This is a genomic window from Legionella qingyii, assembly GCF_003184185.1.
This window is the reverse complement of record NZ_QHJG01000003.1, coordinates 106865-132983: the sequence shown is the minus strand read 5'-3', so window position 1 is coordinate 132983 and position 26119 is coordinate 106865. Positions and strand designations below refer to the sequence as shown.

Sequence of the window (26119 nt, the reverse complement as noted above, 5' to 3'; positions counted from 1 at the left end):
GGAAGAATGAAAATGGAACAGAATGACATAGTAATCGTTGCGGCAAAAAGAACACCCATGGGAGCCATGTTAGGCAATTTATCCGCTCTTTCAGCTCCAGAGTTAGGCGCAATTGCACATATGGCTGCCCTGTCTCAAGCCGGAATTAGCCCAGCAGAAATAGATGAAGTAATCAGTGGTTGTGTTTTATCAGCCGGGATTGGTCAGGCTCCCGCACGACAAGCAGCAATTAAAGCTGGATTACCTAATTCTTCAGGAGCAACCACAATCAACAAAATGTGTGGCTCAGGAATGAAAGCCGTAATGCTCGCTCATGACTTAATTCGAGCAGGGACTGCCAATATTGTTCTTGCAAGCGGTATGGAAAGCATGAGTAATGCACCTTATCTTTTGAGTAAAGCACGCTCAGGATACCGGTTAGGACACGGAGAGTTAAAAGATCATATGTTCCTCGATGGATTAGAAGATGCCTATGACAGAGGGAAATTAATGGGCGTCTTTGCAGAAGCTACAGCCAGTCACTTTCATTTTAGCAGAGAGCAACAAGATGAGTTTGCTACTCGCTCCATGAGTAGAGCATTACAAGCAATAGAAAGTGGTGCCTTTAAGGATGAGATTGTTCCAGTAACTATTAATACACGTAAAGGTGATATTACAGTAAATGTAGATGAAGGTCCTGATGCAGCAAAAATGTCCAAGATACCCCAATTAAAACCTGCTTTTAAAGCAGACGGAACCGTTACTGCAGCTAATTCAAGCTCTATTTCTGATGGTGCAGCAAGTCTGATTTTAATGAGTGCTGGACAAGCAGAAAAACGCGGCATCACACCAATTGCTCGCATCGTTGCACATGCCAGCCATTCGCAAGCGCCTGAGTGGTTTACCACAGCTCCTGTGGATGCGATTCGCAAAGTGATGAATAAAGCATCATGGAAACAAAATGATGTGGATCTTTATGAAATAAACGAAGCATTTGCGGTAGTAACAATGGCTGCTATGACACAACTTGAGTTAAACCCAGAACAAGTTAATATTCATGGTGGAGCTTGTGCCTTGGGTCATCCTATCGGTGCATCTGGTGCGCGTATTTTGGTTACTCTAATACATGCATTAAAGCATCAGGGTAAAAAACGTGGGGTCGCTTCATTATGTATTGGTGGTGGTGAAGCAACTGCAATGGCAATTGAATTAATTTAAAACAAAACGTCCCCTACCCCATTCTATGGGAGAGGGGATCTTTAATAAAAAAGGATGTTCATGCTACGACACAGTCTTATCTACCTGCTAATGAGTATTTTAGTAGTTCTATTTGCGAAATATGCTCATCTTATTATTGTCTATGTTGATGTATTTTTTACCTATGTTAATTTGAAATTAACTCCTATATTCAGCCAAACGGGCTGGGGGCTTGTTATCCGAAAAATTCTCGTTCTTGTCCTGTTGCCTCTAATAATTACCGCCATTCCTGCACTTGCTTATAGGCTTATAAAAGGTGGGGATATGCCACACTTTATTGCCGTAACCTGGATTATTTGGACAATCATCGTTTTAAGCGATATTTTGGTGCGATGAGGATAGGCATGGCAAAATTAATCAGTCAAATTAATACAAGCAGTCAAGAATTCAAGACAAACCAGGCAGCCATGCAAGCCTTGGTAGATGAGTTAAAAAGTCGAATTCAACATATTGCTCTAGGCGGCGACGAAAAAGCTCGAGCTCGTCATTTAAAACATGGTAAATTATTACCAAGAGAACGATTACAACAACTACTCGACCCAGGAAGCCCTTTTCTTGAACTTTCCCAGCTTGCAGCGTATCAAGTTTATGATGATGCAGTCCCCGCTGCAGGGATTATCACAGGAATTGGCTGGGTTTCAGGTATTGAATGTGTGATTGTAGTCAATGATGCCACTGTAAAAGGCGGCACTTATTATCCATTAACAGTAAAAAAACACTTAAGAGCCCAAGAAATCGCTCTAGCAAATCATTTGCCCTGCATTTATCTGGTCGATTCAGGAGGAGCTTATTTGCCCCATCAAGATGAAGTATTTCCTGATCGCGATCATTTCGGGCGAATATTTTACAATCAGGCTCAAATGTCTGCGCAAAATATTCCACAAATCGCAGTAGTTATGGGATCTTGTACAGCTGGTGGTGCATATGTACCAGCTATGGCTGATGAATCAATCATGGTGAAAAATCAGGCCACGATTTTTCTTGGCGGCCCACCTCTTGTCAAAGCAGCAACAGGTGAAGTCATCAGTGCCGAAGAATTAGGTGGTGCAGAAGTCCATTGTCGGCATTCGGGCGTAGCAGATCACTATGCAGAAAATGATGGCCATGCGCTTCATCTGGCACGAGTTTCTATTAGTCATTTGAACCGCAAAAAACCACATCAATTAATGCGCATAGATACGGTTGAACCACTTTATGACAGTAAGGAACTTAACGGTATAATACCTACTGATCCTCGAAAACCTTTTGATATTCGCGAAATTATTGCACGTATTGTTGATGGTTCCGAGTTTGATGAATTTAAAGCGCTTTTTGGTACAACGCTGGTTTGTGGCTTCGCCCATTTATATGGTTATCCTATAGGCATTATTGCAAATAATGGCATTTTATTTAGTGAAAGCGCATTGAAAGGAACTCACTTTATAGAACTTTGTTGCCAACGTAAAATTCCTTTACTTTTTCTGCAAAATATCACCGGTTTTATGGTTGGTTCTAAATATGAAGCCTCAGGTATTGCAAAACATGGCGCCAAAATGGTAACCGCTGTTGCCAATGCCAATGTTCCAAAATTTACTGTAATTGTTGGCGGTAGTTTTGGCGCGGGTAATTATGCCATGTGTGGACGCGCCTATAACCCTAATTTTCTTTGGTCTTGGCCTAACTCTCGTATTTCAGTTATGGGTGGAGAACAAGCCGCTAATGTATTAGCACAAGTGAATCGAGACAAATTGGCAAAACAAGGAAGCGATTGGCCCTTAGCTGAAGAAGAACGTTTTAAGGAGCAATTACGTTCTCAATATGAGATGCAGGGAAATCCTTATTATGCCAGTGCCCGATTATGGGACGACGGGGTCATTGCCCCCCAGGATACACGCAAAGTATTAGGTCTGGGTTTATCAGCAACATTAAATATCCCAATCGAGCCAACACGCTTTGGCGTATTTCGCATGTAAGGAGCATACAGGTGAGCGACTTGTTGTACGAAATTCATGAACACTTGTGTCTACTCACTCTAAATCGTGTGAGCAAGCATAATGCTTTTGATAATCAGCTTTTAGGAGAAATGCAACGTCAGCTTAATGCGGCTATTGCCGATTCTAATGTCCGAGTCATTATCCTTAAAGCCAATGGAAAACATTTTTCTGCAGGCGCTGATTTAGGCTGGATGCAAAACATGGCACGATATACTGAAGAAGAAAATCTAAAAGATGCCATGGTGCTTGGTAATCTAATGTACACTTTAAATAAAAGCCCCAAACCCACTTTAGCCATGGTCCATGGTTCTGCTTTTGGTGGTGGCGCAGGACTTGCTGCAGCATGTGATATTACTATCGCATCTCAATCAGCGCGCTTTTGTTTTTCAGAAGTTAAATTGGGTTTGATACCTGCAGTAATTAGTCCCTATGTAGTTCAAGCCATTGGAGAGCGTAGCGCTAAATCCTTATTCATGAGTGCTGAAATTTTTGATGCAGCCAAAGCGTTGTCGTTACATTTAGTACAACATTGTGTTGCTGAGGAACATTTGTTGGAATTCACGCTCAATTATGCAAAACAAATCAGCAACAATGCGCCCGAAGCGGTCAAAGCATCAAAACAACTGGCAAGCTATGTAGCAAATAAAACAATAAATGAGGAACTCGTCTATTACACTGCCTCTTTGATTGCTCAAAAAAGAGTATCTACTGAAGGACAACAAGGACTTAATGCATTTTTAAAGAAAGAAAAACCAAATTGGAGCTAGATATCTTGGGTCTCTGGTCGTTTATTGGTATAGCCTGGATGCAAAGAATTCAGACTACGTTAGATAATGAATGCGAGCTTATAAAAGTTAAATTAATGAGGCACTAATGTTTAATAAAATTCTTATTGCCAACCGCGGTGAAATTGCGTGCAGAATTATCAAAACTGCTCGTTCTATGGGCATACACACAGTGGCTATTTACTCCTCGGTTGATAAAGACAGTCTTCATGTACGCAGTGCTGACAGTGCATATTTTGTGGGTGATGCACCTGCTAAAGACAGCTATCTAAATATTGCTAATATTATTCATGTCGCCAAGGAATGTGGGGCACAAGCCATTCATCCTGGATATGGATTCTTATCTGAAAACCCCGAGTTTGCTAAAGCATGTAACGAAGCGGGTATTATTTTTATAGGCCCTTCTGTAAAAGCAATGGAGGCAATGGCATCAAAACAATTAGCCAAACAATTGCTGGAACGAACTAAAGTCCCTTTAACCCCGGGCTATCATGGCAGTGAACAGGCAGAAGACAAATTACTGGCTGAAGCAAAAAAAATAGGGTTTCCTGTCTTAATTAAAGCAGCCAATGGTGGTGGCGGTAAAGGAATGCGCGCAGTTCACCATGAATCAGAATTTAGTGCTGCCTTAGCTGGAGCAAAACGTGAATCCATGGCGAGTTTTGCTGATGACACCATGATTATAGAAAAATTGGTACTCCATCCTCGACATGTTGAATTACAAATCATGGCCGACAATCATGGCAATGTAGTTCATTTATTTGAGCGTGATTGTTCCATTCAACGTCGGCACCAAAAAATTATTGAAGAAGCTCCGGCGCCTAATTTATCTGCTTCATTGAGACAAAAACTCGCCGAAGCGGCTTGCGAAGTAGCACGGTCTATCAAATACAGCGGCGCAGGAACTGTTGAATTTTTAGTAGATGGCTCAGAACAATTCTATTTTATGGAAATGAATACTCGATTACAGGTGGAACACCCAGTAACTGAAATGATTACCGGGCTTGACTTAGTTGCCTGGCAATTGAAAATTGCGGCTAATGAAGCGTTACCTTTGCCACAAGATAAAATTCAAGCACAGGGTCATGCAATAGAATGTCGCATATATGCCGAGGATCCTCATCACGATTTTATTCCATCAATAGGACAAATCCACTTTCTGCAAGAATCCTCAGGGGATGGCATACGCATTGATACGGGGGTAGAACGTTCATCACAAATTACCATGTACTATGACCCAATGATTGCCAAGCTTATTGTGTGGGGAGCAAATCGTGATCAGGCACTATCCAGATTGGAACATGCCTTATCCCAGTATTTTATTGGTGGAGTAAAAACGAATATTCCGTTTTTACAAGCTATTTGCCAACACTCAAAATTCAGACGCGCGGAACTCAGTACTGATTTTTTAAGCAAAGAAGAAATTAAACTCCCAAGTCCAGATAGTGAAATCGCCCTACTCATGGCTGTAAGTTTTGATTATTTGCACAATGTGAATTCTTTTCAAGATCCATTATTACTAGAAACATTTTCCTGGCAATCTCAAATATCAAGTCATTGGATATGGCGCTATAAAGATAAGGATGAGGTGATTAAAGCATTTATCACTCCAATCAATAAAAATCATTTTAAGGTGCAATTTAAAACACAAGAACATTTGATCCATGCTCATTTAGTTGGCAATAAACTTCGTATTGAAACCAAGATACAAAATTATCACGCTACAATTGAAAATAAAAAGCAATCTCTAACCTTGTATACGAGCCAAGGGCAAATTACTATTGAACGGTTTAATTGGGAGACACTTGACACACAAACCACTGTTCATAAAGGGCAACTTACAGCACCAATGCCAGCTACTGTGGTCGCAGTTTTAAAAAATATTGGTGAAAAAGTGAAAGCAGGTGAGCGTTTAATTGTATTAGAAGCAATGAAAATGGAACATACCATTCATGCCCCGACTGATGGCATTTTATTGGATATATTCTATGCTGTAGGAGCGCAGGTAAATGAAGGAGAGGAATTACTGTCATTAAGTGAAGCAGATTCTTAAGTTAGGTGGTTACTAGTATCAAACGGGCTGAAGCCAAAATCACCAATGTTCGCATGTAATTACAGCTCTCCGCCAGCACGTACTACTGCCTTGGGAATATTAAAAGAGATAATTATGGACTATCCACAAAATGTAACCATTATAGAAGTAGGCCCTCGCGATGGCTTGCAAAATGAGTCTTCTTTTGTGTCGAGCAAACACAAAATTGAATTAATCAATTTGTTAAGTGAATCTGGCCTGCAATATATCGAAGTAACCAGTTTTGTATCTGCAAAAGCAATTCCACAGTTGGCAGACCATAATGAAGTATTTCGGGCTATAGACAAAGCACCATCCATTCATTATTCTGCGCTGGTTCCTAATGAACAGGGTATGCTCAAAGCATTAGAAGCAGGTGTTACAGAAATTGCTGTATTTACCGCAGCAAGCGAACAATTTAACCACCGAAATATTAATTGTTCAATTGAGGAAAGCATTTCTCGTTTTAAACCTGTCCTCGCTTTAGCCAAAGAGAGCCATATCAGAGTACGAGGCTATATTTCCTGTGTCCTTGGTTGTCCTTATGAAGGAAGTGTGGCTCCCGAAAAAGTAGTTGAGGTAACAAAAAGGTTATTAGACTTAGGTGTCGATGAAATCTCATTAGGCGATACGATTGGTGTTGGAACGCCACATCAAACCCATCTCTTGCTCGAACACGTGCTAAAACTGTTGCCGCTGCATCAATTAGCGATGCATTTTCATGACACTTATGGCCAGGCCATAGCTAATATTTATACTTCCTTACAGCATGGGGTCCACCGCTTTGATAGTTCAGTTGCAGGACTTGGTGGTTGTCCTTATGCGCGTGGAGCCAGCGGAAATGTTGCCACTGAAGACGTTTTATACTTAATGCACGGTCTAGGGATAAATACTGGGGTAGATATATTTAAGATTGTGGCGGCTGGCGACATGATCTGCAAGATATTAGGACGTAAAAATCAATCAAAAGTCGCAAATGCAATGTTGGCAAATCCCTGTACTTAGCACATTATCCAAATTACAACCACTTCTCTTAGACTATCTAAATTACATTGACCATAGCTGATATGAAGTATGAGAATTAACGTACAATCGTTTCAATAAATAAGAGAGAATGAAACATGAATGAAACCGTATGGAAGCCCAAACACCCTAAAGACAGTAGGATGTGGCAATTTATGGAGTTCGCTGCCAAAAAAAACGCCCAGATTTTTGAAAATTATCAAGATATGCATACCTGGTCCACCAAACATCCAGACTCTTTTTGGCCAACACTTTGTGATTTTTTTCATGTACAGTTTGATACAGAACCCTATCAAATCTTGAATCACTCTAAGAATGATCAAATGATAAATTCACATTGGTTCGCGGGCGCGCAATTTAATTTTGCTGAACAACTGTTATCGCGCAAAGACAAACATCCAGCCTTAATTAGTATTAATGAAGATAACGACAAACAAGTAATTAGCTATGAGCAATTATATGCACTTGTTGCACAATGCGCAGCAGGTTTAAAAGCTGTTGGAGTTACAGCTGGTGATAGAGTAGCTGCTTTAATGCCAAATACTTCGCAAACAATTATTGCCATGCTCGCTACTACCTCATTAGGAGCAATCTGGTCCTCTTGCTCACCCGATTTTGGCGCACAAGCTGCAATTGATCGACTGGGCCAAATTGATCCCAAGATATTGTTTATCTGTGATGGACATCAATATCAAGGCAAGAAACATAGTGGGATGGAAAAAATCAAACAACTTAACGATGCCATTCCCTCGCTCAAGCAAATCGTCATTTGCCCTAATATAAAAGAACCCATAGATAGTTCTGCATTTCCCAAAGCACAATATTGGAATGACTTTCTTCGTCCTGCAAGTCATTGTGAATTTGTTGCTTTACCCTTTGAGCATCCTGTCTACATTATGTTCTCATCAGGGACTACTGGAAAACCTAAATGCATTATCCACGGAGCAGGCGGAACCTTATTGCAGCATATAAAAGAATTAGGATTGCATACAGATTTGCGCCCTACTGACAACTTATGCTTTTATACTACGTGCGGATGGATGATGTGGAACTGGACCGTTTCTGCACTGGCATTAGGGACAACGCTTACCTTATATGAAGGCTCGCCTACCTACCCCGAAAATAATCGTTTATTTAAACTTATTGCTGAAGAGCAAGTGACTGTTTTTGGTACCAGTGCCAAATTCATTTCTTCAGTAGAAAAATCAGGAGTTAAACCTAAAGATGAATTTGATTTAAGTCATTTGCGCTGCATTCTCTCAACAGGTTCACCGCTTCTACCCAAAAACTATGATTACGTTTATGAGCAAATTAAAAATGATGTCCAGCTTTGTTCTATTTCAGGTGGCACAGATATCATTTCCTGTTTTGCCTTAGGTAATCCAATCCTCCCAATCTACAGAGGCGAATTACAATGTTTGGGTCTAGGTATGGCGGTTGAAGTTTTTAATGAGCAGGGGCAGTCCGTTCGTGAAGAACGAGGGGAATTAGTCTGTACCGCCCCCTTTCCATCCATGCCTGTAGGTTTTTGGAATGATCCTGATAGAACGGCTTATCAGCGTGCTTATTATGAGCGTTTTCCTGGAGTTTGGGCCCATGGTGATTTTGCTGAAATTACAGCCCATAATGGATTGATTATTTATGGACGATCCGATGCTGTTTTAAATCCAGGAGGAGTACGTATTGGTACTGCTGAAATTTACCGCCAAGTAGAAAAAATAGATGAAGTGGTTGATAGCATAGTGATTGGCCAAGATTGGCAAGATGATGTGCGTGTTGTTTTATTTGTTAAATTACGTGACAACTTGGAACTTACAGAAGAATTAATGAATAAAATACGTTTAACGATTCGTCATAATGCCTCACCAAGACACGTGCCAGCAAAAATAGTGCAAGTAGCAGATATCCCTCGCACAATCAGTGGCAAGATAGTCGAACTAGCTGTCCGACAAGTTGTTCATGGCTTACCTGTGAATAATTTACAATCTCTGGCAAATCCCCAAGCGCTAGATTATTTTAAAGATCGTGAAGAACTACAAAAATAAAAAATAGAGTGGATGCTTTGTAGTTTGGGTCGCGCAGCAAACCCCGGGGATGGTTGACTATGGATCCCGAGATTTGCTGCGCGGCCCCCAAGCTACTTTAATCACCAAGTCAATCGTTTATTCCGATTTACCTCAAAGTACCATTAAAATCAGGAACTCTACGTTGTTTATGCTCACAATTTGTGTATAATATTGAAATGGCGTCGATTTGAAATTCAGCTTGCGGACGCTCAAAAAAGGGTTCTTTTTTGAAAATACGGCTAAAGCGGATATGATTGCATTCCTCTAAGTCTCCCGCCCGCAGCATAATCTCAGGTTATAATAATGATTGAATTAAGTGGATTAACCAAATCCTTTTCGGGTAAACCTGTCCTACGTGACATTAATCTATTTATCCAAGAAGGTGAAATTTTCGGAATCATTGGAAAAAGTGGTGCAGGAAAATCAACCTTATTAAGATGTATTAATCTTCTAGAACGGCCCGATGAAGGCCATGTCATCCTTGATGGCCAAGATTTGACAAGTCTTTCAAGAAAGAGTTTAGCTCTAGCTCGCCACAAAATGGCAATGATTTTTCAGCAATTCAATTTACTCAACTCAAAAAATGTCTACGACAATATTGCGCTTCCTATGCGCATTCAGGGGATAGATGAAGAATCCATTCGTAATAAAATTGAAGACTTACTCCCCATTGTCGAGTTAACCGATAAAAAACTGGCCTATCCAGCCCAGCTGAGTGGAGGTCAAAAGCAACGAGTTGCTATAGCCCGTGCCTTAAGTTGCTCACCTAAAATTCTGCTTTGCGATGAAGCAACCTCAGCATTGGATCCAGAAACAACAGACTCAATTTTAGCTTTACTTAAAAAAATTAATGCACTTTATGGCATCACTATAGTGCTTATTACCCATGAAATGGATGTAGTAAAACGTATTTGCAACCGACTCGCAGTGATGGTCGATGGCGAACTGGCTGAAACTACTGCGCTGGCGAATGTATTTAATAAAAAAGACAGCCTGGCGCGAAGCATGCTCTATGCTCAGTTGAGTCCACAATTGCCTGATTGCCTCACCAAAAGACTTGCTGACTATGTGACCGACAAACCGTTACTGCGTCTGTTTTTTCAGGGGGAAGAAGCAACAGTACCATTTATTAGTCGAACAAGTCGTGAGTTAAATCTGGATATTAACATCTTACTCGCCAATATAGACCGTTACGATACAGTAACCTGTGGTGTTTTAGTTGTTGAATTAACTGCACATCAATTTTTACTCGAAGCATTCATTGAACGCTGTGAACAAGCCAAATTAACTGTGGAGGTTTTAGGTTATGTCCTTCCCAATGGCATATGATTTATTCATTGCAACAACTGAAACATTATATATGGTATCAGTCAGTACCTTATTTGCTGTACTACTCGGCTTACCCCTAGGAACCTGGCTCTACTCCTCCGGCCACATTAAGCCCATGCCGAAGGTGCATAAAGCATTATCAGGTCTGATTAACATGGCACGTTCCATACCTTTTATTATTTTATTGGTAGCGATCATTCCATTCACTCGGCTCATAGTCGGTACTTCGATCGGAATCAATGCTGCAATAGTGCCTCTTACTCTTGGTGCAATCCCCTTCTTTGCCAGACTGGTAGATAATGTTTATCGTAGTTTACCTTCAGGGCTTATTGAAACCGGTTATGCAATGGGCGCAAACACCAGACAGATTATTTTGCATATCTTGTTGCCAGAGGCCAAACCAGCATTAATTCATGCCATTACGGTGACAGCCATTACTTTAGTTAATTATTCAGCAATGGCAGGAACCGTTGGTGCCGGTGGTTTGGGTACATTGGCCATTAACTACGGTTATCAACGCTTTGATGCTGGAGTCATGATCGCTACAGTAATCATTTTAATTGTGATGGTACAACTAACCCAAATGGTCGGAGATTATCTGGCAAAACGTTTTTTACATAATTGATCTGAATCACTTTTTTGGAGTTTTAAATGCGGATTTTAGCTTATTGCGTTTTATTATTCAGCCTTGTTGCATGCAACAAGCCTTCACCGAATACTCTGGTAATAGGAACCATTGCGGGACCCGAAACAGAACTGGTTGAAACAGCACAAGAAGTAGCAAAAAATAAGTATGGCTTAAACATAAAAATTGTAACATTCAATGATTACAATTTACCTAATGAAGCATTACAGGATGGAAGCCTGGATGCGAATGTCTACCAACATTTGCCCTATCTTAATGCAGCGGTTAAAGCTCATGGCTATACCCTGGAAGCGATAGGCAGAACGTTTGTTTATCCCATGGGAATATATTCGAAAAAGTACAATGCATTAAACCAGTTACCAGAAAAAGCGATGATTGCCCTACCCAATGATCCCAGCAATGAAATGCGTGCCCTGCAACTATTGGAAAAAGCAAAATTAATTACATTGAAAACGACTCAAAATGCTGGCTTAAAAGATATTGCAACAAATCCACACAATCTGCAGTTCAAAGAAATGGATGCAGCACAATTACCCAGAGTCTTACCCGATGTGGATGCAGCAGTTATCAATACTACTTTTGCCTTACCTGCAGGATTGAATCCTTCTCACGATGCTCTATTTAGTGAGGACAAAGATTCACCCTATGCCAATATTATTGTTATTCGCAGTGGCTCTCCCAAAAAAGAACAATTGGAACTCTTTGTTAAAGCGTTAAACTCCGAGGAAGTCAAAGAAAAAGCTAAAACTTTATTTGGAGACTCAGCTATTCCAGCTTGGTAGAGTAACCTGGGTGCGCGCAATGAAACCCGTGGTCTGAATAAAATAACTGGACAGAACCCCGGATTTCACTGCGCGACACCAAATTAGGACTTTTAGATTTTTTCTTGATTTTCCAATCAAAACGCTACTCAGATCTTAATTCTATCTTAATGAAAAAGTGTTATACTTTATAAGAACTAAAGCTCTTGAGGTACAATCTATGCCTTCACACAGACAAGCGTTTTTTAATTTGCTTAACTCTCAATATAGGAAACGTCAATTCGCACCTGGAAAACTAGAAGAAATTTATCAACAGTATCGTGATGATATTACATTAACTCAAGATCTTACTTTTGGTTTACAGGCCTTTGAAGAGTATACCAATAAGCGAATCAAAGATCATAAAGGCTTTAAAATACAAATAGGCCCAGAAGAAGGCGACACTCTTGAGAAAGCACTTAAGGGCAGCGACTCTACTGCGAAAGATACAGTTAGAAATAAGCTCAATGAGGTATTTACTCCCGAAAAATTTTATGCACCTGCTCAAGAGAAGTATCAAGAATCAATTGAAGCCTTTAAAAAGCGAGTCAGTCAAGTTCCTGGATATTCAATCGAATTGCTTCGAGGAGAACTTGAAAAAATTAACCAGGATGCAAAAAATGCAATAATAGCCCAACAGAAAATGGAAGTGAAGCGACTTAAAGAAACTTTTGAGAACTCTGCATTCATGACTGATTTCAAAAACGCTTTAGGTAAAGACCCTGATGAAGCAGAAAAAGTAAAAAAGGAGTTAATAGCCGAATTAGAAAAAAAACATTCAGAACAACTCGGCGCCTTTAATAAGGTGACTCAAGAAAACCTTACAACACTCGACAAAGCATCCGCTCTTGAAAAAAAGCAGATCCTCTTTTCTGGCCAACTAGAAAGTTGGGCCAATCAACTTAGCCAAAAAGATAAAGACAAAATGCTGCTGGAAATGGAGCAAGCAAGGGAAAAAAATCGTGAACGACGTAATTTAACTCGGCCAGAGGAGTTAACAACTGGTACAATCGATGTTAAAGAAAAAACAATATCTACCATAAATCCAGAAGACTTAGAGTTTATCATTTCCTTATCAGGAGCGAAGATAAAACACACTAAGGGAAAAGAAAATGAGCCTGGTATTTGGAGTGTGGAGATGCCAGCCCGTATACTTTCTCCTTTTTACTATTTAAGCCGCCAAGAGAATCCTAAGGTAGATATGTTAACTATGGCTCAGGCTGTACGAGCCTCAGGATTTGACGCAATCACCTTAACCATTAACTTTGATGATCCGAAAACTCAAAAACAAAGAGCCAGACAAGCCTATGAAGCCGCGCTTGAAAGTGGTTTTGCGCCAGGGCCACTACCTGGAGAAGAGTCAAAAGGCGACAAAGCTGTAAAAGGTATTGTACTTAAAGATAGAGAAGGGAAAGAGATTGATCCCACAACACTCTTTACCCCCAGTGAATTGAAAGTACTTCATGAGCATGCGAAAGAACGACGTGATAAACTTGCAAAGTTACTCCAAAATGCCCCTAAGGAAACTGTGCCCGAAGAAACTTCCAAAAAATTTCGCTCTGAATTAGATGAGGGCAGAAATAAAATAAGGACAGATAAAGGCAAAAACGCAATTGATAAAGAGTTAGAACAACAACAAGAAGTAGAAATTAAAACAATTCTTAATAACCCTTAATTAAGAACTGACCTGGTCTTTCAGATTTTCTGTACTGATCAGACCAGGTACACGTCTTTGCCGTGTTCGCAAGATGATGCTCAAAAAATTCCACTGTTCCTTCAATACCTTTTCTGTTATTTTATTAAGTTCACTATGGGTTAAGCTAAGGAGATGGCTATGAATACTAGTGAATTTGAGGAAGAAGTAAACGACATAGAAGAAGTTAGTATCGAAACGATCATAACTCCAGAAACAAGTCCTTCGACCAAATTGGAACGAAGAAGACGAATAGAGGATTTGTTTGAAGAAAAGCGCCTCCGCGATGAACTTGCAGAGTTCGGTTAGATTCGTAGTGTAGCCTAACGTGAAATGAAGGCTAAACCCGGGATGCTTATCTAATTCTTCGTGTTTTGTTTCAATTCACCCAGGCTACCATTACTAATTTATCTTAAATTAGAAAAATAGATATCAAACCGAACTGTTTTTCCCTCTACTGCGGCATTTGCTGGTAATAATGGTTTTGCTTTTTGTGGCCATTTTACAACGACCTTTTGTTTCGTACGAGTTATCGCCAATTGAATTAATTCCAGTGCATCCTCATCTGCGCCGATTATTTGTTGTAACGCTTGCATTTCTTTTTTTACCAATGCGGATTTACTCCGTTCAGGATGCATTGGGTCAATATAAATAATGTCAGGATAATCGTCGGTCGTTAATGAACTTAAATAGGAGTAACCATCGCCAGCATGAAACATCAAATTCAGTTCTTGTCGGTCCGACTCAGTTCGGCGTAATAAAGCATCTGATAATAAGGAAGCCATTACAGGATGACGTTCGAGCATCAATACTTCCGCGCCAAAGCTGGCTAAAATGGCAGAGTCACGCCCCCAACCTGCCGTTGCATCAATAATTTTAAGTCCAGAAGATGGTTTACAGGCACGGACTAATCCTTGTTTCTTTCCCTCAGACTTTCTTTTACTCCAAAATGCGGCGCTGAATTCAGCAAAAATTGGGGAAAATCCAGGGATCTTTAATGTCAGTTTATCTTCAGTAACAAAAAGACAAAGACTAGCGTTTTTGTCTAATCCAAAACTTAATTCCTCTGCGAGTGCCTTTGCCTTGTCGTGCAGGTTTTCATGTTCATAACCTACTACAGAAATATTGATCATATTTAATAACCGTAAGAATTATTTCAATTGCATCTGGGGATTGCCTCTCTGCCATTAAGTTAAGAATTTTTGTCATTCCCGCGAAGGTAGGAATGACAATTTTTTCTTATAATGGCAGTGGTCCAGAGCTCACATCCAAGATAATGTTTTACCCAATCTGCAACAATGAAATATCAGCAACACCCTGCAATAAATCCTGCAAACGTGCTAAAAGCGCTAAACGGTTGGCTTTTATTGCCTGATCCTCAACCATTACCATGACTTTATCAAAAAACAGATCAACCGGTTCTTTAAGACTGGCAAGTAACTTCAATAATGGGCCATAGTCGGCAGAACGGTATAAAGTCTCTACTGCTCGTTCAATCTGATTAATGTGTATATATAAAAACTTCTCCGGCTCCTCAGTGAAAAGTTGCTCATTCACTGGCGATAAAGTTTGTCTTCCTGCCTGTGAAAGTAAATTGTTCACGCGCTTGCAGGCAGCAGAAAGAGAAGCAGCTTCCGGTAATTTTACAAATAATTGCAAAGCACTTAAACGCTTATCTAGATCATACAACCAATCATCCTGACGAGCTCGCACGGCGTTCACTAAATCAACACTTAATCCTTGGCCTTGATAAAAGGATTGTAACCGATCCAAAATAAAAGATTTCAACTCATCCGATAAATTAGGTTCAACAGTTATTTGAGCTTCATAATGAATTATTGCTTGCTCAATCAGGGTACTTAAGTTGAGTTGTGCTGATGTTGCAATGAGTAATCGGACAACAGCTAGGGCATGACGGCGCAATTTAAATGGATCTTTTACTCCTGAAGGTTTTTGGCCTATGGCAAAAATACCAACTAAAGTATCGATTCTATCTGCTAGTGAAAGAGTCAAACCCAAATCAGATTCAGGTAAACTGTCTGCAGCGAAACGAGGCATATATTGTTCATTTAAAGCTTGAGCAACACTTTGATCTTCGCCATCGTTTAGTGCGTAATAATATCCCATTAATCCCTGCAGCTCAGGAAACTCCCCCACCATTCCGGTTAGCAAATCGCATTTGCTCAACTGTGCTGCACGTTGTGCCTGATGTAAACTTAAATGTAACGCAGAACTTAAATACGCCATCATGGCTTCAATTCGTAATGCTTTATCCTTTAAACTACCTAATTTTGCTTGGAAAACAACCTGTTCTGTGCCCGGTATACGCTGACTTAAAGGCAATTTTTTATCTTGTCTAAAAAAGAATGCAGCATCACTTAAACGCGCTCGCATTACTTTTTCATTTCCTAAAATAACTTGTTGAGGATTGGTGCTAGCAATGTTTGAAACCGTAATAAAATGAGGCAGTAACTTCCCTTGCTTATCCTTTAGAGCAAAACATTTTTGATGTGATTGCATTGAAGCAATTAATGATTCAGCAGGAACCTCTAGAAAATCTTTTTCAAAATTCGCCATCAGAGCCTGAGGCCACTCAACAATTGAGGTTACTTCATCAAGCAAATCTTCAGGCATAATCGCTGTAGCCTTAATGGATGCGGCTAACTCCTCTACTTGCTTTTTAATCATGTGCTTTCTAGCAGAAAAATCAGCAACAACAAATGCTTCATTCATTTGCGATTCATAACTTTGTGCAGAGTTAATTGCAATGTGTTGTGGATGATGAAAACGATGTCCCCTACTGTCGCGGCCACTTTTAATTCCTAAAATAGTATGCTCTATAACTTTATCCCCATAAAGCATCACTGCCCAGTGAACAGGTCGTGCAAATTCTTCATCCCCTGCTCCCCAACGCATGGGTTTAGCAATTGGCAAAGCAGCCAGAGACTGATTAATCAAGACAGGTAGCAAATCTTTGCTTTTATTACCCTGACTTTGTGTTTCAAAAACAATCCAATCCCCTTTTTCTGTTTGAACTTGAGACAGTTGCTCTACTTCTACTCCACATGATTTGGCAAAACCTAATAAGGCCTGTGTAGGTTTTCCTTCCTTGTCATAAGCAGCCGCTACAGCAGGACCTCGACGTGTCACGTTTTGGCTTTTTTGTTCTTCTTGCAAATCAAAGATAGCAATCGCGATACGTCTTGGTGTTGCAAAACGCTTTACTTCTCCATAACTCAATTGTGCCTTATCCAATGAAGCCAATAACTGATTAGCAAATTCATCAGCCAGAGGCCAAACCGAACCAGAAGGTAACTCTTCACAACCTAATTCAAAAATAAAATCATTGACCATCACACACCTTTTGGTTAAGCATAGGAAAGCCCAAAGCTTCGCGTGCCTGATAATAAGCTTGCGCTACTGCCCTTGATAAATGTCTTACGCGTAAGATATAACGCTGCCTTTCAGTAACAGATATTGCTTTACGTGCATCGAGTAAGTTAAATGAATGCGATGCTTTAATTACCATTTCATAAGCAGGAAGCGGTAATTGTAACTCAATTAACTTTTGCGCTTCACTTTCATAATAATCAAACTGTTTAAATAACTCTTCTACATTAGCATGTTCAAAATTATAAGCAGACATCTCCACTTCATTTTGATGGAACACATTACCATAAGTTATAGTGCCATTCGGTGTATTACTCCAAGGTAGATCAAATAAGTTGTCCACCCCTAATATATACATAGCCAAACGCTCCAAACCATAAGTCAACTCGCCAGTTACAGGTTTACACGCCAAACCACCTGCTTGTTGAAAATAGGTAAATTGGGATACTTCCATACCATTTTGCCAAACTTCCCAACCCAGACCCCAGGCACCTAAAGTAGGTGATTCCCAGTTGTCTTCAACAAACCGAATGTCATCTGCCAAAGGATCAACTCCCAGGGCACGCAATGAATCCAGATATTTATCTTGTATATCTAAAGGAGAAGGCTTGAGTACCACTTGAAATTGGTAATAATGTTGCACTCGATTCGGGTTATCTCCATAACGACCATCAGTAGGTCTTCGAGAGGGCTGTACATAAGCAGCTGACCAAGGCTCAGGGCCTATTGCTCGTAAAAAAGTTGCTGGATGAAAAGTTCCTGCGCCAACTTCCATATCAAAAGGTTGCAATATAACACATCCCTGAGCAGCCCAATATTGCTGCAAAGTAAGAATAATATCCTGAAATGTAGATGGTTTTGTCATGAAAATCTCAATGTAGCCTGGGTGAAGCGAAGCGGAACCCTGGAAATTTGTACCCTGCAAAACCCGGGCTCCGCTTTGCTTCACCCAGGCTATTTTTGTATTTAACTGCAATTATTTACGAATTACCTGCTGCTTTCTTAATTAACTCTTGCAGCGACTCTTCACTGGCAGCACCAGGTATAAATGAGGGTTCAGAACCTGGTTTAAATTGACCATTTGGAGTTGAAGCAATGATAAATGCAGGAGTTCCCATCAAGTGTAGCTTTTCTGCTAATTCACGGTTTGCATCCAAAGCTGCAGTAACTTCTTTACTTTGCATATCAGTCTTTAATTTCTTCATATCCAAACCTAAAGACTTAGCAGTAGCCATAACGATTTGATCGTTTAAACGCTTATCAATAGAAATCAATGCATTATGCATTGCTTGATATTTACCTTGCATACCAGCAGCTAAAGCAGCTCTAGAAGCTAATTCAGAGCTCTTACCAAAAATTGGGAATTCTTTATAAATAACTCGCAAGTCACTGTCTTTTTTAACCAAACTATCAATGATTGGTGACATTTTTTTGCAATGAATACATTGGTAGTCAAAAAATTCTACTATGGTTACATTACCTTTTGGATTACCTACAACTGTAGTCTTACCTTGAAACAATTGCTCAGTATTTTCTTTAATTGCAGATTGAGCTTGTTGTTGCATATTTTGCTGTTGTTTTTGTTGTAACGCTTGAGAAGCTTCCAAAAGTACTTCTGGATTAGTTACTAAATAGTCATGCACTACTTTTTCAATTTCCTTTTTTTGTGTATCAGACATAGGAGTTGTATTATTGGTATCTGCTGCCATAACTGCAGGTGATACTAAAGATGCTGTCAGCGCTCCTACTGTTAATAAATTTGTAAATTTCACACAGTTCCCCTTATTTAATAGTTTACATAATACCAACAACTTTCCAACCGGCACCCTAGCATCCGCTTGAGGAAAATTCAATAGGGCCCGTTTACAATTCTACTATCTCGAGCTCAAATGAACTGATTTTATGCACTCCGATACTTACATGCTTCGCACACACTGCATTTCGGTGCCATAAAATCAGTTCATTTGAGCGCAATCAAGTACCCTTAGTTAGCATTAATTTTTGTGACCCAAATCATAAGATTTATTGTAGCCTGGGTACACTCTGCGGAACCCAGGAATTTTAGAATTAATCACATCGCTACAGCTAAATTAGCATAAGCTAAAACAAGCCATTTAACACCGTGCTCACTAAACTTCACCTGGACACGAGTATGTGCCCCACTACCCTCAACTGCTAATACGATACCTTGACCAAATTTTGCATGAGTCACACTTTGTCCCAAAGACAACCCTGAGGTTTCTGGCACCACAGAAGGTTTATTTCGCGTAATAACGGGGGCTTGAAATTTCGCTTTAATACGAATCTCATCAATTAATTCTTGGGGTAATTCCCTTAAAAATCGTGAAGGCCGATGATACTCTTCTCGCCCATATTGTCTTCGTATTTCAGCATATGACATAATCAGTTTGCGCATGGCACGCGTCATCCCCACATAACATAGCCGACGCTCTTCCTCCAAACGTCCTGGCTCATCCAAAGACTGTTTCCCTGGGAACACCCCCTCTTCCATTCCTACTAAAAATACGATGGGAAATTCAAGGCCTTTAGCAGCATGTAAGGTCATCAAATGGACGTAACGCTCGTGTTCTTCAGCTTGCATCTCTCCGGCCTCCAAAGAAGCATGTGCCAGGAATGCATTCACCAGAGGAATTTCTTCCTCCTCTTCTTGCTCATAACGAAATTGCTTTGCCGCATTGATTAATTCTTGTAAGTTATCTAGACGAGACTCCGATTTGTCCCCTTTGATTTTACTAAAATGAGCATACAATCCACTCTGCTGAATTACTATAGATAACTGTTCGTCCAATTCCATTGCTGCGGTATCTTGTTGCAATTGTTCAATTAATTGAATGAATTTTGCCAATGAAGATCCTGCCCGTTGAGCCATTTCACCTGATTGCAATAATGTTTTAGCAGCATGCCATAAAGAACATTGTTCCGATTTGGCGTAATGACGCAAATCATCTAGCGTTTTTTCACCAATTCCCCGAGTTGGAAAATTAACGATACGCTCAAACGCATTATCATCATCCGGGTTCACCAATAAACGCAAATAAGCTAAAGCATCTTTCACTTCTGCTCGATCAAAGAAACGTAATCCACCATAAATACGATAAGCAATTCCAGCACGTAATAATGCTTCCTCTAAAACCCTGGATTGAGCATTCGAACGATATAAAATAGCAATTTCATCAGCACTTACGCCTTGATTAATTTCCATCATAATACGTTCACAGACAAAGCGTGCTTCTTCCAGCTCATTAAAGGCACTGTAGATTATAATTTTTTCTCCAGTTGCGCCATTCGTCCATAAGTCTTTTCCCATCCGTGAATTATTATGTGTAATTAAAGCATTGGCAGCATCGAGTATTGTTGCTGTTGAACGATAATTTTGCTCCAAACGAATAATTTGTGTGTTTTTAAAATCTTGAGAAAATTGCTGAATATTCTCGACTTTAGCTCCTCGCCAACCATAAATCGATTGGTCATCATCTCCGACCGCCAAAACAGCAGTATGTTCACCAGCAAGAAGGCGTATCCATGCATATTGAATCGTATTAGTATCCTGGAACTCATCCACCAATATGGCTTGAAAACGTTGACGGTAATGATTAAGAATTTCCGGATTATCACGTAATAACTCATGGGTCCGCAATAACAATTCCGCAAAATCGATTACTCCCGCGGTCTGGCAGGCTTGTTCATATGCATTATAAATATTGAGTAACGTTTTACCAGGCCCATAAGACAAAGTATGGACGTGCTGGGGTCGTAGTCCTTCATCTTTGCGCCCATTAATGAACGACTGAGCCTGTTTCACTGGCCATTGTTCTGAATCAAGATTTAATGAGGCAATCACGCGTTTAATCAGGCGCGCTTGATCTTCGGAATCTAAAATATGAAACAGCTCGGGCAAATGTGCTTCTTGATAATGTCGACGGAGCAAGCGATGGCACAACCCATGAAAGGTACCTACCCATAATCCCAATACAGGGGTACTCAACATATTATTTAGGCGCGCTCTCATTTCGCCAGCGGCTTTATTAGTAAACGTTACGGCCAAAATTCCATGCGGTGAAAGATGCTCCTCCTCAATAAGCCATGCAATGCGACTAACCAAAACTTTCGTTTTACCACTGCCTGCCCCAGCAAGGACCAGCGTATTACCAAGCGGTGAAGTAACTGCTTCGCGTTGTCGCTCATTCAGTCCTTTAAGAATTGCAGCAAGAGTCATAAATAAATTCCAGGAAAAAATCGATGGTGTATTCTATTAATAGATCCTACTATCCGGCAAGGGAAAGAAAATAGAAGCTATACTAATTATAATTATAATCTTGTTTTTTTACGCTAACGCGTATACATATTGCTTTCAAACGATTCCCAGCGCAAAATATTACAATATGGCAAAACAAAAATTCCTAAAGGACTAAAATGCACTCACTCTATCCATCAATTAAACCTTATGCGCAACATGAATTAAAAGTCAGTGCACTGCATACACTTTATATTGAAGAAACAGGAAATCCTGATGGATTGCCTGTTATTGTGTTACATCCAGGCCCTGGTGCTTCTTCCGGAGATGGTTACCTCAGACGTTTTTTTGATCCTCAACATTATCGAATCATACTTTTTGATCAACGCGGCTGTGGGCGCTCTACCCCTCACCTGGAAGTTCGTGAAAATACGACCAGTTTGTTATTAGATGACATCGATGCCATCAGAGATTTTTTAGCACTATCCGAATTTGTATTGTCTGGAGGTGGATGGGGTTCGTTACTTGCTTTACTTTACGCTCAAAAATTTCCGCAACAGATTAAAGCACTACAACTGCATCAAATTTTTTTGGGAAGACAGCAAGATTTTGACTGGTTCTATAAGCATGGTGCCAATCTGGTTTATCCTGATTACTGGCAAGAATTTATTAGCAGTGTCCCTGAAACCATGCTGGATAAAATACCCCAATATTATGCCAATTGCTTGCAAGGACCCAATGAACTCGCGCGCATGAGTGCGGCAAAATCATGGGCATTGTGGGAAGCTCGTTGCAGCAGTTTACATCCTCATTTATATGTCATTGATCAATTCAGCGATCCTCATTTTGCTCTGGCTCTTGCAACTCTAGAATCTCATTACATCAATAATCACTTTTTCATTGAAGAAAATCAGGTAATGAACAATGTTCATAAAATACGACATATCCCAACATACATCGTACATGGTCGCTTTGACTTAATTTCGCCCCTGGCTGGTGCATTTGAATTGCATCAAGCAATATCGGCATCCAATTTAAGAATAGTTCGAGATGCAGGTCATTCAGATAGAGAATCAGGTATCATTGACGCTCTAATTTATGCAAGTAAAGAAATTTCCAAACAAGGACTTGATGCATGTTGATTGTAATCCAAAGAGTAGCACATGCCCGTGTAGATATTGATGGCGAAACAGTTGGAAAAATAGATCAGGGGCTTTTGGTACTCTGTGGATTTGAACCCGATGATACAGACCATAACATCAATAAAATGTTAGAGAAGTGCATCAATTATCGTATTTTTAGCGACAGCCAAGGTAAAATGAATTTAAGCCTTAAAGATGTTCAAGGTGGTTTATTATTAGTACCTCAATTTACTTTAATGGCCGAAACCCAAAAAGGCTTGCGTCCCAGTTTTTCAAATGCAGCACCACCTGAACTGGGTCGCCAATTATTTGACAATCTCTTGACACGGGCGGCTCAGTTATATCCTCATATACAAAGTGGATGTTTTGGTGCCGACATGCAAGTTCATTTATGCAATGATGGGCCAGTGACTTTTTTGCTAAAATTCTAATAAATAGCATTAGACCTTTCGGTCTTGTATATATCCTGTTGCTCTGGGCTTACCTCTGGATCAAAAATACATTTTAATCAAAACATCAACGACTGTACGTATCACTATGATTGTTTGCAAGAACATCAAACTCGTGTAACATCGTTTATTAAGTCAAATAATAAAAAAAATCATGCGATTACTTTCAATCATCATTAGTTTTACCGGTGGTCTTGCTTTAACTGGATGTGCTTGTAAGGGAACTAACCCCGCCGATCCTTTTGAACCCTTTAACCGCAAAGTATATAAGTTTAATACAGCCTTAGACAATGCAATTTTGAAGCCTACAGCAAAAGCATATCGGGCTGTTTTACCTGCTCCTGTTCGTAAGAGTATAAATAACTTTTACAACAACCTGGATCTTATTCCATCCGTAGGAAATGATCTTCTTCAGGCTGATGGAAAATGGGCAATTCGTGACTCATGGCGATTCATTATAAACTCTTCCTTAGGTGTGGGTGGCTTGTTTGATGTAGCCAAAACCTTTGGCTTACCTCCTCATTCAAATGATTTAGGTCTTACTTTAGCTAAATGGGGCGATAAAAATTCGCCATACCTAATGCTTCCCTTATTAGGTCCAAGTACTCTTCGAGACGGAGCAGGATGGTTATTCCAATTTGCGCTATATAGCCCCTATGTTTACATTAATAATGATGCAGTAGTCTACAGTTTATTAGCTCTACGTACAGTGGATTTACGCTCACAACTGTTAGATACTGAGCAAATAATGGACGAGGCTTTGGATAAATATGCCTTTATGAGAGATGCGTATTTACAATATCGCAATCATCTCATCACAGGTGCTGATCAAGATACTGGATCTCTTTATGTTGATGATAAAAAAGCCGATCAGGAAGCGGCTGTAGAAGTTGGTAATGATTATGTAGATGAATAATATTGGTACTTGAATACTTTGTAGCCTGGCCTTCGCCCAGGCTACTTTAAAAGGGTTTTTTTATTAAGCACGACATATCTTCTCAAGGCAACGTAAAAAATCACCTGCGATATCAAGTTTTGTTTCTGCTTCTATTTCTCGTAAACAGGTTGGACTTGTAACATTAATTTCTGTTAAATAATCACCAATCACATCAATCCCAACAAAATACAAACCTTTAGCCTTGAGAGTGGGGGCTACTTGTTCGCAAATCCAGCGGTCTCTAGCTGTAATAGGCACTACTTCACCGCGTGCACCTGCAGCTAAATTACCTCGTAAGTCTCCTTGTGCAGGAATACGTGCCAATGCATAAGGAACAGGTTCGCCATTAATTAATAAAATGCGTTTATCACCAGTGGTTTTTATTTCATCAATATAACGTTGGGCGATAATCGTTTGCGTTTGATTTTTTGTTAGGACCTCTAAAATAACCGCTAAATTTTTTCCTTGCTCCTCCACATGGAATACAGAGTTACCACCCATTCCTTCCAGCGGTTTAAAAATAACCTGTTTGTGTTCCTCCCAAAATGATTTCAACCGTTTAATATTTCGCGAAACCAGTGTAGTTGGGCAACACTGAGGAAAATTTAAAGTAAAAAACTTCTCATTCGCATCACGCAAGCTTTGGGGTTTGTTGGCTACAAGAACTCCTTCACGTTCTGCAAGTTCCAGACAATATGTAGTGTAAATGTATTCTGTATTAAAAGGAGGATCTTTGCGCATCAGGATGATATCAAACTCACCTAAAGGTTTTTCATATGAATCTTTAATCGTAGCCCAATCTTTGCTGTTCAAATCACCGATACTTAAATCAGAAACCTGTGCGAAGGCCCGTCCTTCCTTACAAAACAAATCTTCTTGGGTAAAAACAACACAAGACCAACCCATTTCTTGAGCTTTCTTGATCATAGCCAGAGACGTGTCTTTATATGGTTTTAATTGATTTAAAGGGTCCAGCAACACAGCCAGTTTCATTATTCACCTCCAATAGCTGCAATTTCTCTTGCTGCAGCAAGAGCTGCTAAGCGGGCAATAACCCCATATACATAAAAACGATTGGATTCATCTACCTCGGTTAAATCATCACAAGGCATGTTACACGCCTGAGCAAAAGCTAAAGGTTCAAAATGCATTCCTGGAGCATTCAGATTTTCATCAATACCACGTTCTTGATGAACCCGGTAAAATCCACCAACCACAAATTGACCAATCATATACACTACTGGCTCGGCGACAGAACCGTTTGGCATGGTTTCAAAAGTATATACACCCTCTTGGATAATTACCCTATCCACTTTTCGACCACCTTTGCTGGTCGACATTCTTGTACGTTGTTTTCTATTTAATTTATGTACGTCTTCTGCATCATGCACCATCATTACGCTCATGCCATAAGTGCCATTATCGGCCTTAATTACAACAAATGGTTTCTCTTTTATTCCGTAGGTTGCGTATTTATCGTTCATTAAAGTGAGAATTTTCTCAACTTCGATGGCTAATCTGTCGATACCTTCCTGGGCCATAAAATCCAGACCTTCTAAAGCACTAAAATAAGGATTGATTAACCATGAATCCATCCCTACTAATTCGGAAAACTCCATCGCAACTTCTTCATAAAAATTAAAATGACTTGATTTCAAGCGCGAAGACCAACCTAATTGTGCTGTAGGTCTTATCTTTTGTTTTATTCCTTGTAAAATTTCAGGAATACCCTGAGACAAGTCATTATTCAGCATAAGAAAACATGGATTAAAATTAGCCAGACCAACGCGGTCACCCTCACGCTGTATAGGTTCTAACAGGAGCGTATCGCCCCCCTCAAGGACAACTTCCGTAGGTTCTTTAATCTCAGGGTCCAAACTACCAATGCGAACGACAAAGCCCGCTTTTATAAAAATAGTTCGTAATACATTAAGACTTTTTAAATAAAACTTATTGCGTGTATGACTTTCTGGAATCAATAAGATACGTGTGCAATCTGGAACATAGTCAACTAAAACAGACTGTGCTGCCTGAATACACAGGGGAAGGAATTCCGGATTCAAATTGTTAAACCCAGCTGGGAATAGATTAGTATCTACAGGCGCCAATTTGAATCCTGCATGCCTCAAGTCAACCGATGAAGTTAAAGGAGGAGGAGTTTCTTTCCATTGGTGCCTAAACCACGTCTCAATTGCTGCTATTTGATTTAAAACAATTTTTTCCACATGAAACAATGGCCCAGAGTGTGCTGTAGTCAAATGAGGAACAGGGATTTCATGTGTATTCATTCTTTCTCTCTTTCTATTTTTTTCGATGATGTTACC

The 26119-nt window shown here is 40.0% G+C and carries 22 protein-coding genes; 15 read left to right on the top strand and 7 right to left on the bottom strand.

Features of this window, described 5'->3' with window-relative positions:
- The first annotated feature begins 12 nt into the window (after positions 1-12).
- From DGG96_RS02640 to DGG96_RS20730, 12 genes are all read left to right on the top strand, one after another.
- Positions 13-1197 carry an acetyl-CoA C-acyltransferase gene (locus DGG96_RS02640; RefSeq protein ID WP_110141470.1) on the top strand — a complete coding sequence of 395 codons (1185 nt, stop codon included), beginning with the start codon at positions 13-15 and terminating at the stop codon, positions 1195-1197.
- A gap of 60 nt (positions 1198-1257) precedes the next feature.
- Positions 1258-1572 carry a hypothetical protein gene (locus DGG96_RS02635; protein WP_165831568.1) on the top strand — a complete coding sequence of 105 codons (315 nt, stop codon included), beginning with the start codon at positions 1258-1260 and terminating at the stop codon, positions 1570-1572.
- 8 nt (positions 1573-1580) lie between these two features.
- Positions 1581-3188: a carboxyl transferase domain-containing protein gene (locus DGG96_RS02630; RefSeq protein ID WP_110141468.1), complete on the top strand. Its 1608-nt coding sequence runs from the start codon at positions 1581-1583 to the stop codon at positions 3186-3188.
- Between the two features lie 11 nt (positions 3189-3199).
- The gene (locus DGG96_RS02625; protein WP_110141467.1) at positions 3200-3976 is read left to right on the top strand and encodes an enoyl-CoA hydratase-related protein; all 777 of its coding nucleotides are present in this window, start codon (positions 3200-3202) and stop codon (positions 3974-3976) included.
- A 106-nt stretch (positions 3977-4082) separates the two neighbouring features.
- Positions 4083-6047, top strand: coding sequence for an acetyl/propionyl/methylcrotonyl-CoA carboxylase subunit alpha (locus tag DGG96_RS02620; protein ID WP_110141466.1), 1965 nt, complete (start codon positions 4083-4085; stop codon positions 6045-6047).
- A gap of 114 nt (positions 6048-6161) precedes the next feature.
- Positions 6162-7070, top strand: a complete 909-nt coding sequence (locus DGG96_RS02615) for a hydroxymethylglutaryl-CoA lyase (protein WP_110141465.1) — start codon at positions 6162-6164, stop codon at positions 7068-7070.
- A gap of 116 nt (positions 7071-7186) precedes the next feature.
- The gene (locus tag DGG96_RS02610; protein ID WP_110141464.1) at positions 7187-9133 is read left to right on the top strand and encodes an acetoacetate--CoA ligase; all 1947 of its coding nucleotides are present in this window, start codon (positions 7187-7189) and stop codon (positions 9131-9133) included.
- Between the two features lie 324 nt (positions 9134-9457).
- Entirely contained in the window at positions 9458-10483 is a 1026-nt protein-coding gene (locus DGG96_RS02605) for a methionine ABC transporter ATP-binding protein (protein WP_110141463.1), read from the top strand.
- Positions 10461-11108, top strand: a complete 648-nt coding sequence (locus tag DGG96_RS02600) for a methionine ABC transporter permease (RefSeq protein WP_110141462.1) — start codon at positions 10461-10463, stop codon at positions 11106-11108. The genes DGG96_RS02605 and DGG96_RS02600 overlap by 23 nt, the downstream gene beginning before the upstream one ends.
- Positions 11109-11134: 26 nt before the next feature.
- Positions 11135-11911 (top strand): MetQ/NlpA family ABC transporter substrate-binding protein, encoded by a 777-nt coding sequence (locus tag DGG96_RS02595; RefSeq protein ID WP_110141461.1) that lies wholly within the window; start codon positions 11135-11137, stop codon positions 11909-11911.
- 199 nt (positions 11912-12110) lie between these two features.
- Positions 12111-13604: a hypothetical protein gene (locus tag DGG96_RS02590; RefSeq protein ID WP_110141460.1), complete on the top strand. Its 1494-nt coding sequence runs from the start codon at positions 12111-12113 to the stop codon at positions 13602-13604.
- 159 nt (positions 13605-13763) lie between these two features.
- Positions 13764-13931, top strand: coding sequence for a PA3496 family putative envelope integrity protein (locus tag DGG96_RS20730; protein ID WP_165831567.1), 168 nt, complete (start codon positions 13764-13766; stop codon positions 13929-13931).
- A gap of 98 nt (positions 13932-14029) precedes the next feature.
- Here DGG96_RS20730 and DGG96_RS02585 read toward each other — a convergent pair whose 3' ends face one another.
- The 5 genes from DGG96_RS02585 to uvrD all read right to left on the bottom strand — a co-directional run bounded on the left by DGG96_RS02585 (position 14030) and on the right by uvrD (position 21249).
- Positions 14030-14755: a class I SAM-dependent methyltransferase gene (locus DGG96_RS02585; protein WP_110141459.1), complete on the bottom strand. Its 726-nt coding sequence runs from the start codon at positions 14753-14755 to the stop codon at positions 14030-14032.
- A gap of 148 nt (positions 14756-14903) precedes the next feature.
- Positions 14904-16976, bottom strand: coding sequence for a glycine--tRNA ligase subunit beta (gene glyS, locus DGG96_RS02580; RefSeq protein ID WP_110141458.1), 2073 nt, complete (start codon positions 16974-16976; stop codon positions 14904-14906).
- Positions 16966-17877: a glycine--tRNA ligase subunit alpha gene (gene glyQ / locus DGG96_RS02575; RefSeq protein WP_110141457.1), complete on the bottom strand. Its 912-nt coding sequence runs from the start codon at positions 17875-17877 to the stop codon at positions 16966-16968. Before glyQ ends, glyS begins: the two co-directional genes overlap by 11 nt.
- Before the next feature lie 115 nt (positions 17878-17992).
- The gene (locus DGG96_RS02570; RefSeq protein ID WP_110141456.1) at positions 17993-18784 is read right to left on the bottom strand and encodes a DsbA family protein; all 792 of its coding nucleotides are present in this window, start codon (positions 18782-18784) and stop codon (positions 17993-17995) included.
- 299 nt (positions 18785-19083) lie between these two features.
- Entirely contained in the window at positions 19084-21249 is a 2166-nt protein-coding gene (gene uvrD / locus DGG96_RS02565) for a DNA helicase II (protein ID WP_110141455.1), read from the bottom strand.
- A gap of 197 nt (positions 21250-21446) precedes the next feature.
- Here uvrD and pip point away from each other — a divergent pair, with 197 nt between their 5' ends.
- The 3 genes from pip (at position 21447) to DGG96_RS02550 (ending at position 23774) form a co-directional block, all read left to right on the top strand.
- Positions 21447-22409, top strand: coding sequence for a prolyl aminopeptidase (pip, locus tag DGG96_RS02560; protein ID WP_110141454.1), 963 nt, complete (start codon positions 21447-21449; stop codon positions 22407-22409).
- Positions 22403-22840 (top strand): D-aminoacyl-tRNA deacylase, encoded by a 438-nt coding sequence (gene dtd / locus DGG96_RS02555; RefSeq protein ID WP_110141453.1) that lies wholly within the window; start codon positions 22403-22405, stop codon positions 22838-22840. The genes pip and dtd overlap by 7 nt, the downstream gene beginning before the upstream one ends.
- A 172-nt stretch (positions 22841-23012) precedes the next feature.
- Positions 23013-23774, top strand: coding sequence for an MlaA family lipoprotein (locus DGG96_RS02550; RefSeq protein WP_110141452.1), 762 nt, complete (start codon positions 23013-23015; stop codon positions 23772-23774).
- Positions 23775-23837: 63 nt separating this feature from the next.
- Here the strand turns inward: DGG96_RS02550 and gshB are convergent, their stop codons facing one another.
- Together gshB and gshA are read right to left on the bottom strand one after the other, a co-directional pair.
- Positions 23838-24788, bottom strand: a complete 951-nt coding sequence (gshB, locus tag DGG96_RS02545) for a glutathione synthase (protein WP_110141451.1) — start codon at positions 24786-24788, stop codon at positions 23838-23840.
- Positions 24788-26083 carry a glutamate--cysteine ligase gene (gshA, locus tag DGG96_RS02540; RefSeq protein WP_110141450.1) on the bottom strand — a complete coding sequence of 432 codons (1296 nt, stop codon included), beginning with the start codon at positions 26081-26083 and terminating at the stop codon, positions 24788-24790. Before gshA ends, gshB begins: the two co-directional genes overlap by 1 nt.
- Positions 26084-26119 lie beyond the last annotated feature (36 nt).

What these genes read in the sequence shown, in the direction of transcription:
- DGG96_RS02640 (WP_110141470.1), top strand. Translation starts at nt 13, where the DNA reads ATGGAACAGAATGACATAGTAATCGTTGCGGCAAAAAGAACACCCATG.
- DGG96_RS02635 (WP_165831568.1), top strand. Translation starts at nt 1,258, where the DNA reads ATGCTACGACACAGTCTTATCTACCTGCTAATGAGTATTTTAGTAGTT.
- DGG96_RS02630 (WP_110141468.1), top strand. Translation starts at nt 1,581, where the DNA reads ATGGCAAAATTAATCAGTCAAATTAATACAAGCAGTCAAGAATTCAAG.
- DGG96_RS02620 (WP_110141466.1), top strand. Translation starts at nt 4,083, where the DNA reads ATGTTTAATAAAATTCTTATTGCCAACCGCGGTGAAATTGCGTGCAGA.
- DGG96_RS02615 (WP_110141465.1), top strand. Translation starts at nt 6,162, where the DNA reads ATGGACTATCCACAAAATGTAACCATTATAGAAGTAGGCCCTCGCGAT.
- DGG96_RS02610 (WP_110141464.1), top strand. Translation starts at nt 7,187, where the DNA reads ATGAATGAAACCGTATGGAAGCCCAAACACCCTAAAGACAGTAGGATG.
- DGG96_RS02605 (WP_110141463.1), top strand. Translation starts at nt 9,458, where the DNA reads ATGATTGAATTAAGTGGATTAACCAAATCCTTTTCGGGTAAACCTGTC.
- DGG96_RS02600 (WP_110141462.1), top strand. Translation starts at nt 10,461, where the DNA reads ATGTCCTTCCCAATGGCATATGATTTATTCATTGCAACAACTGAAACA.
- DGG96_RS02595 (WP_110141461.1), top strand. Translation starts at nt 11,135, where the DNA reads ATGCGGATTTTAGCTTATTGCGTTTTATTATTCAGCCTTGTTGCATGC.
- DGG96_RS02590 (WP_110141460.1), top strand. Translation starts at nt 12,111, where the DNA reads ATGCCTTCACACAGACAAGCGTTTTTTAATTTGCTTAACTCTCAATAT.
- DGG96_RS20730 (WP_165831567.1), top strand. Translation starts at nt 13,764, where the DNA reads ATGAATACTAGTGAATTTGAGGAAGAAGTAAACGACATAGAAGAAGTT.
- DGG96_RS02585 (WP_110141459.1), bottom strand. Translation starts at nt 14,755, where the DNA reads ATGATCAATATTTCTGTAGTAGGTTATGAACATGAAAACCTGCACGAC.
- glyS (WP_110141458.1), bottom strand. Translation starts at nt 16,976, where the DNA reads ATGGTCAATGATTTTATTTTTGAATTAGGTTGTGAAGAGTTACCTTCT.
- glyQ (WP_110141457.1), bottom strand. Translation starts at nt 17,877, where the DNA reads ATGACAAAACCATCTACATTTCAGGATATTATTCTTACTTTGCAGCAA.
- uvrD (WP_110141455.1), bottom strand. Translation starts at nt 21,249, where the DNA reads ATGACTCTTGCTGCAATTCTTAAAGGACTGAATGAGCGACAACGCGAA.
- pip (WP_110141454.1), top strand. Translation starts at nt 21,447, where the DNA reads ATGCACTCACTCTATCCATCAATTAAACCTTATGCGCAACATGAATTA.
- dtd (WP_110141453.1), top strand. Translation starts at nt 22,403, where the DNA reads ATGTTGATTGTAATCCAAAGAGTAGCACATGCCCGTGTAGATATTGAT.
- DGG96_RS02550 (WP_110141452.1), top strand. Translation starts at nt 23,013, where the DNA reads ATGCGATTACTTTCAATCATCATTAGTTTTACCGGTGGTCTTGCTTTA.
- gshB (WP_110141451.1), bottom strand. Translation starts at nt 24,788, where the DNA reads ATGAAACTGGCTGTGTTGCTGGACCCTTTAAATCAATTAAAACCATAT.
- gshA (WP_110141450.1), bottom strand. Translation starts at nt 26,083, where the DNA reads ATGAATACACATGAAATCCCTGTTCCTCATTTGACTACAGCACACTCT.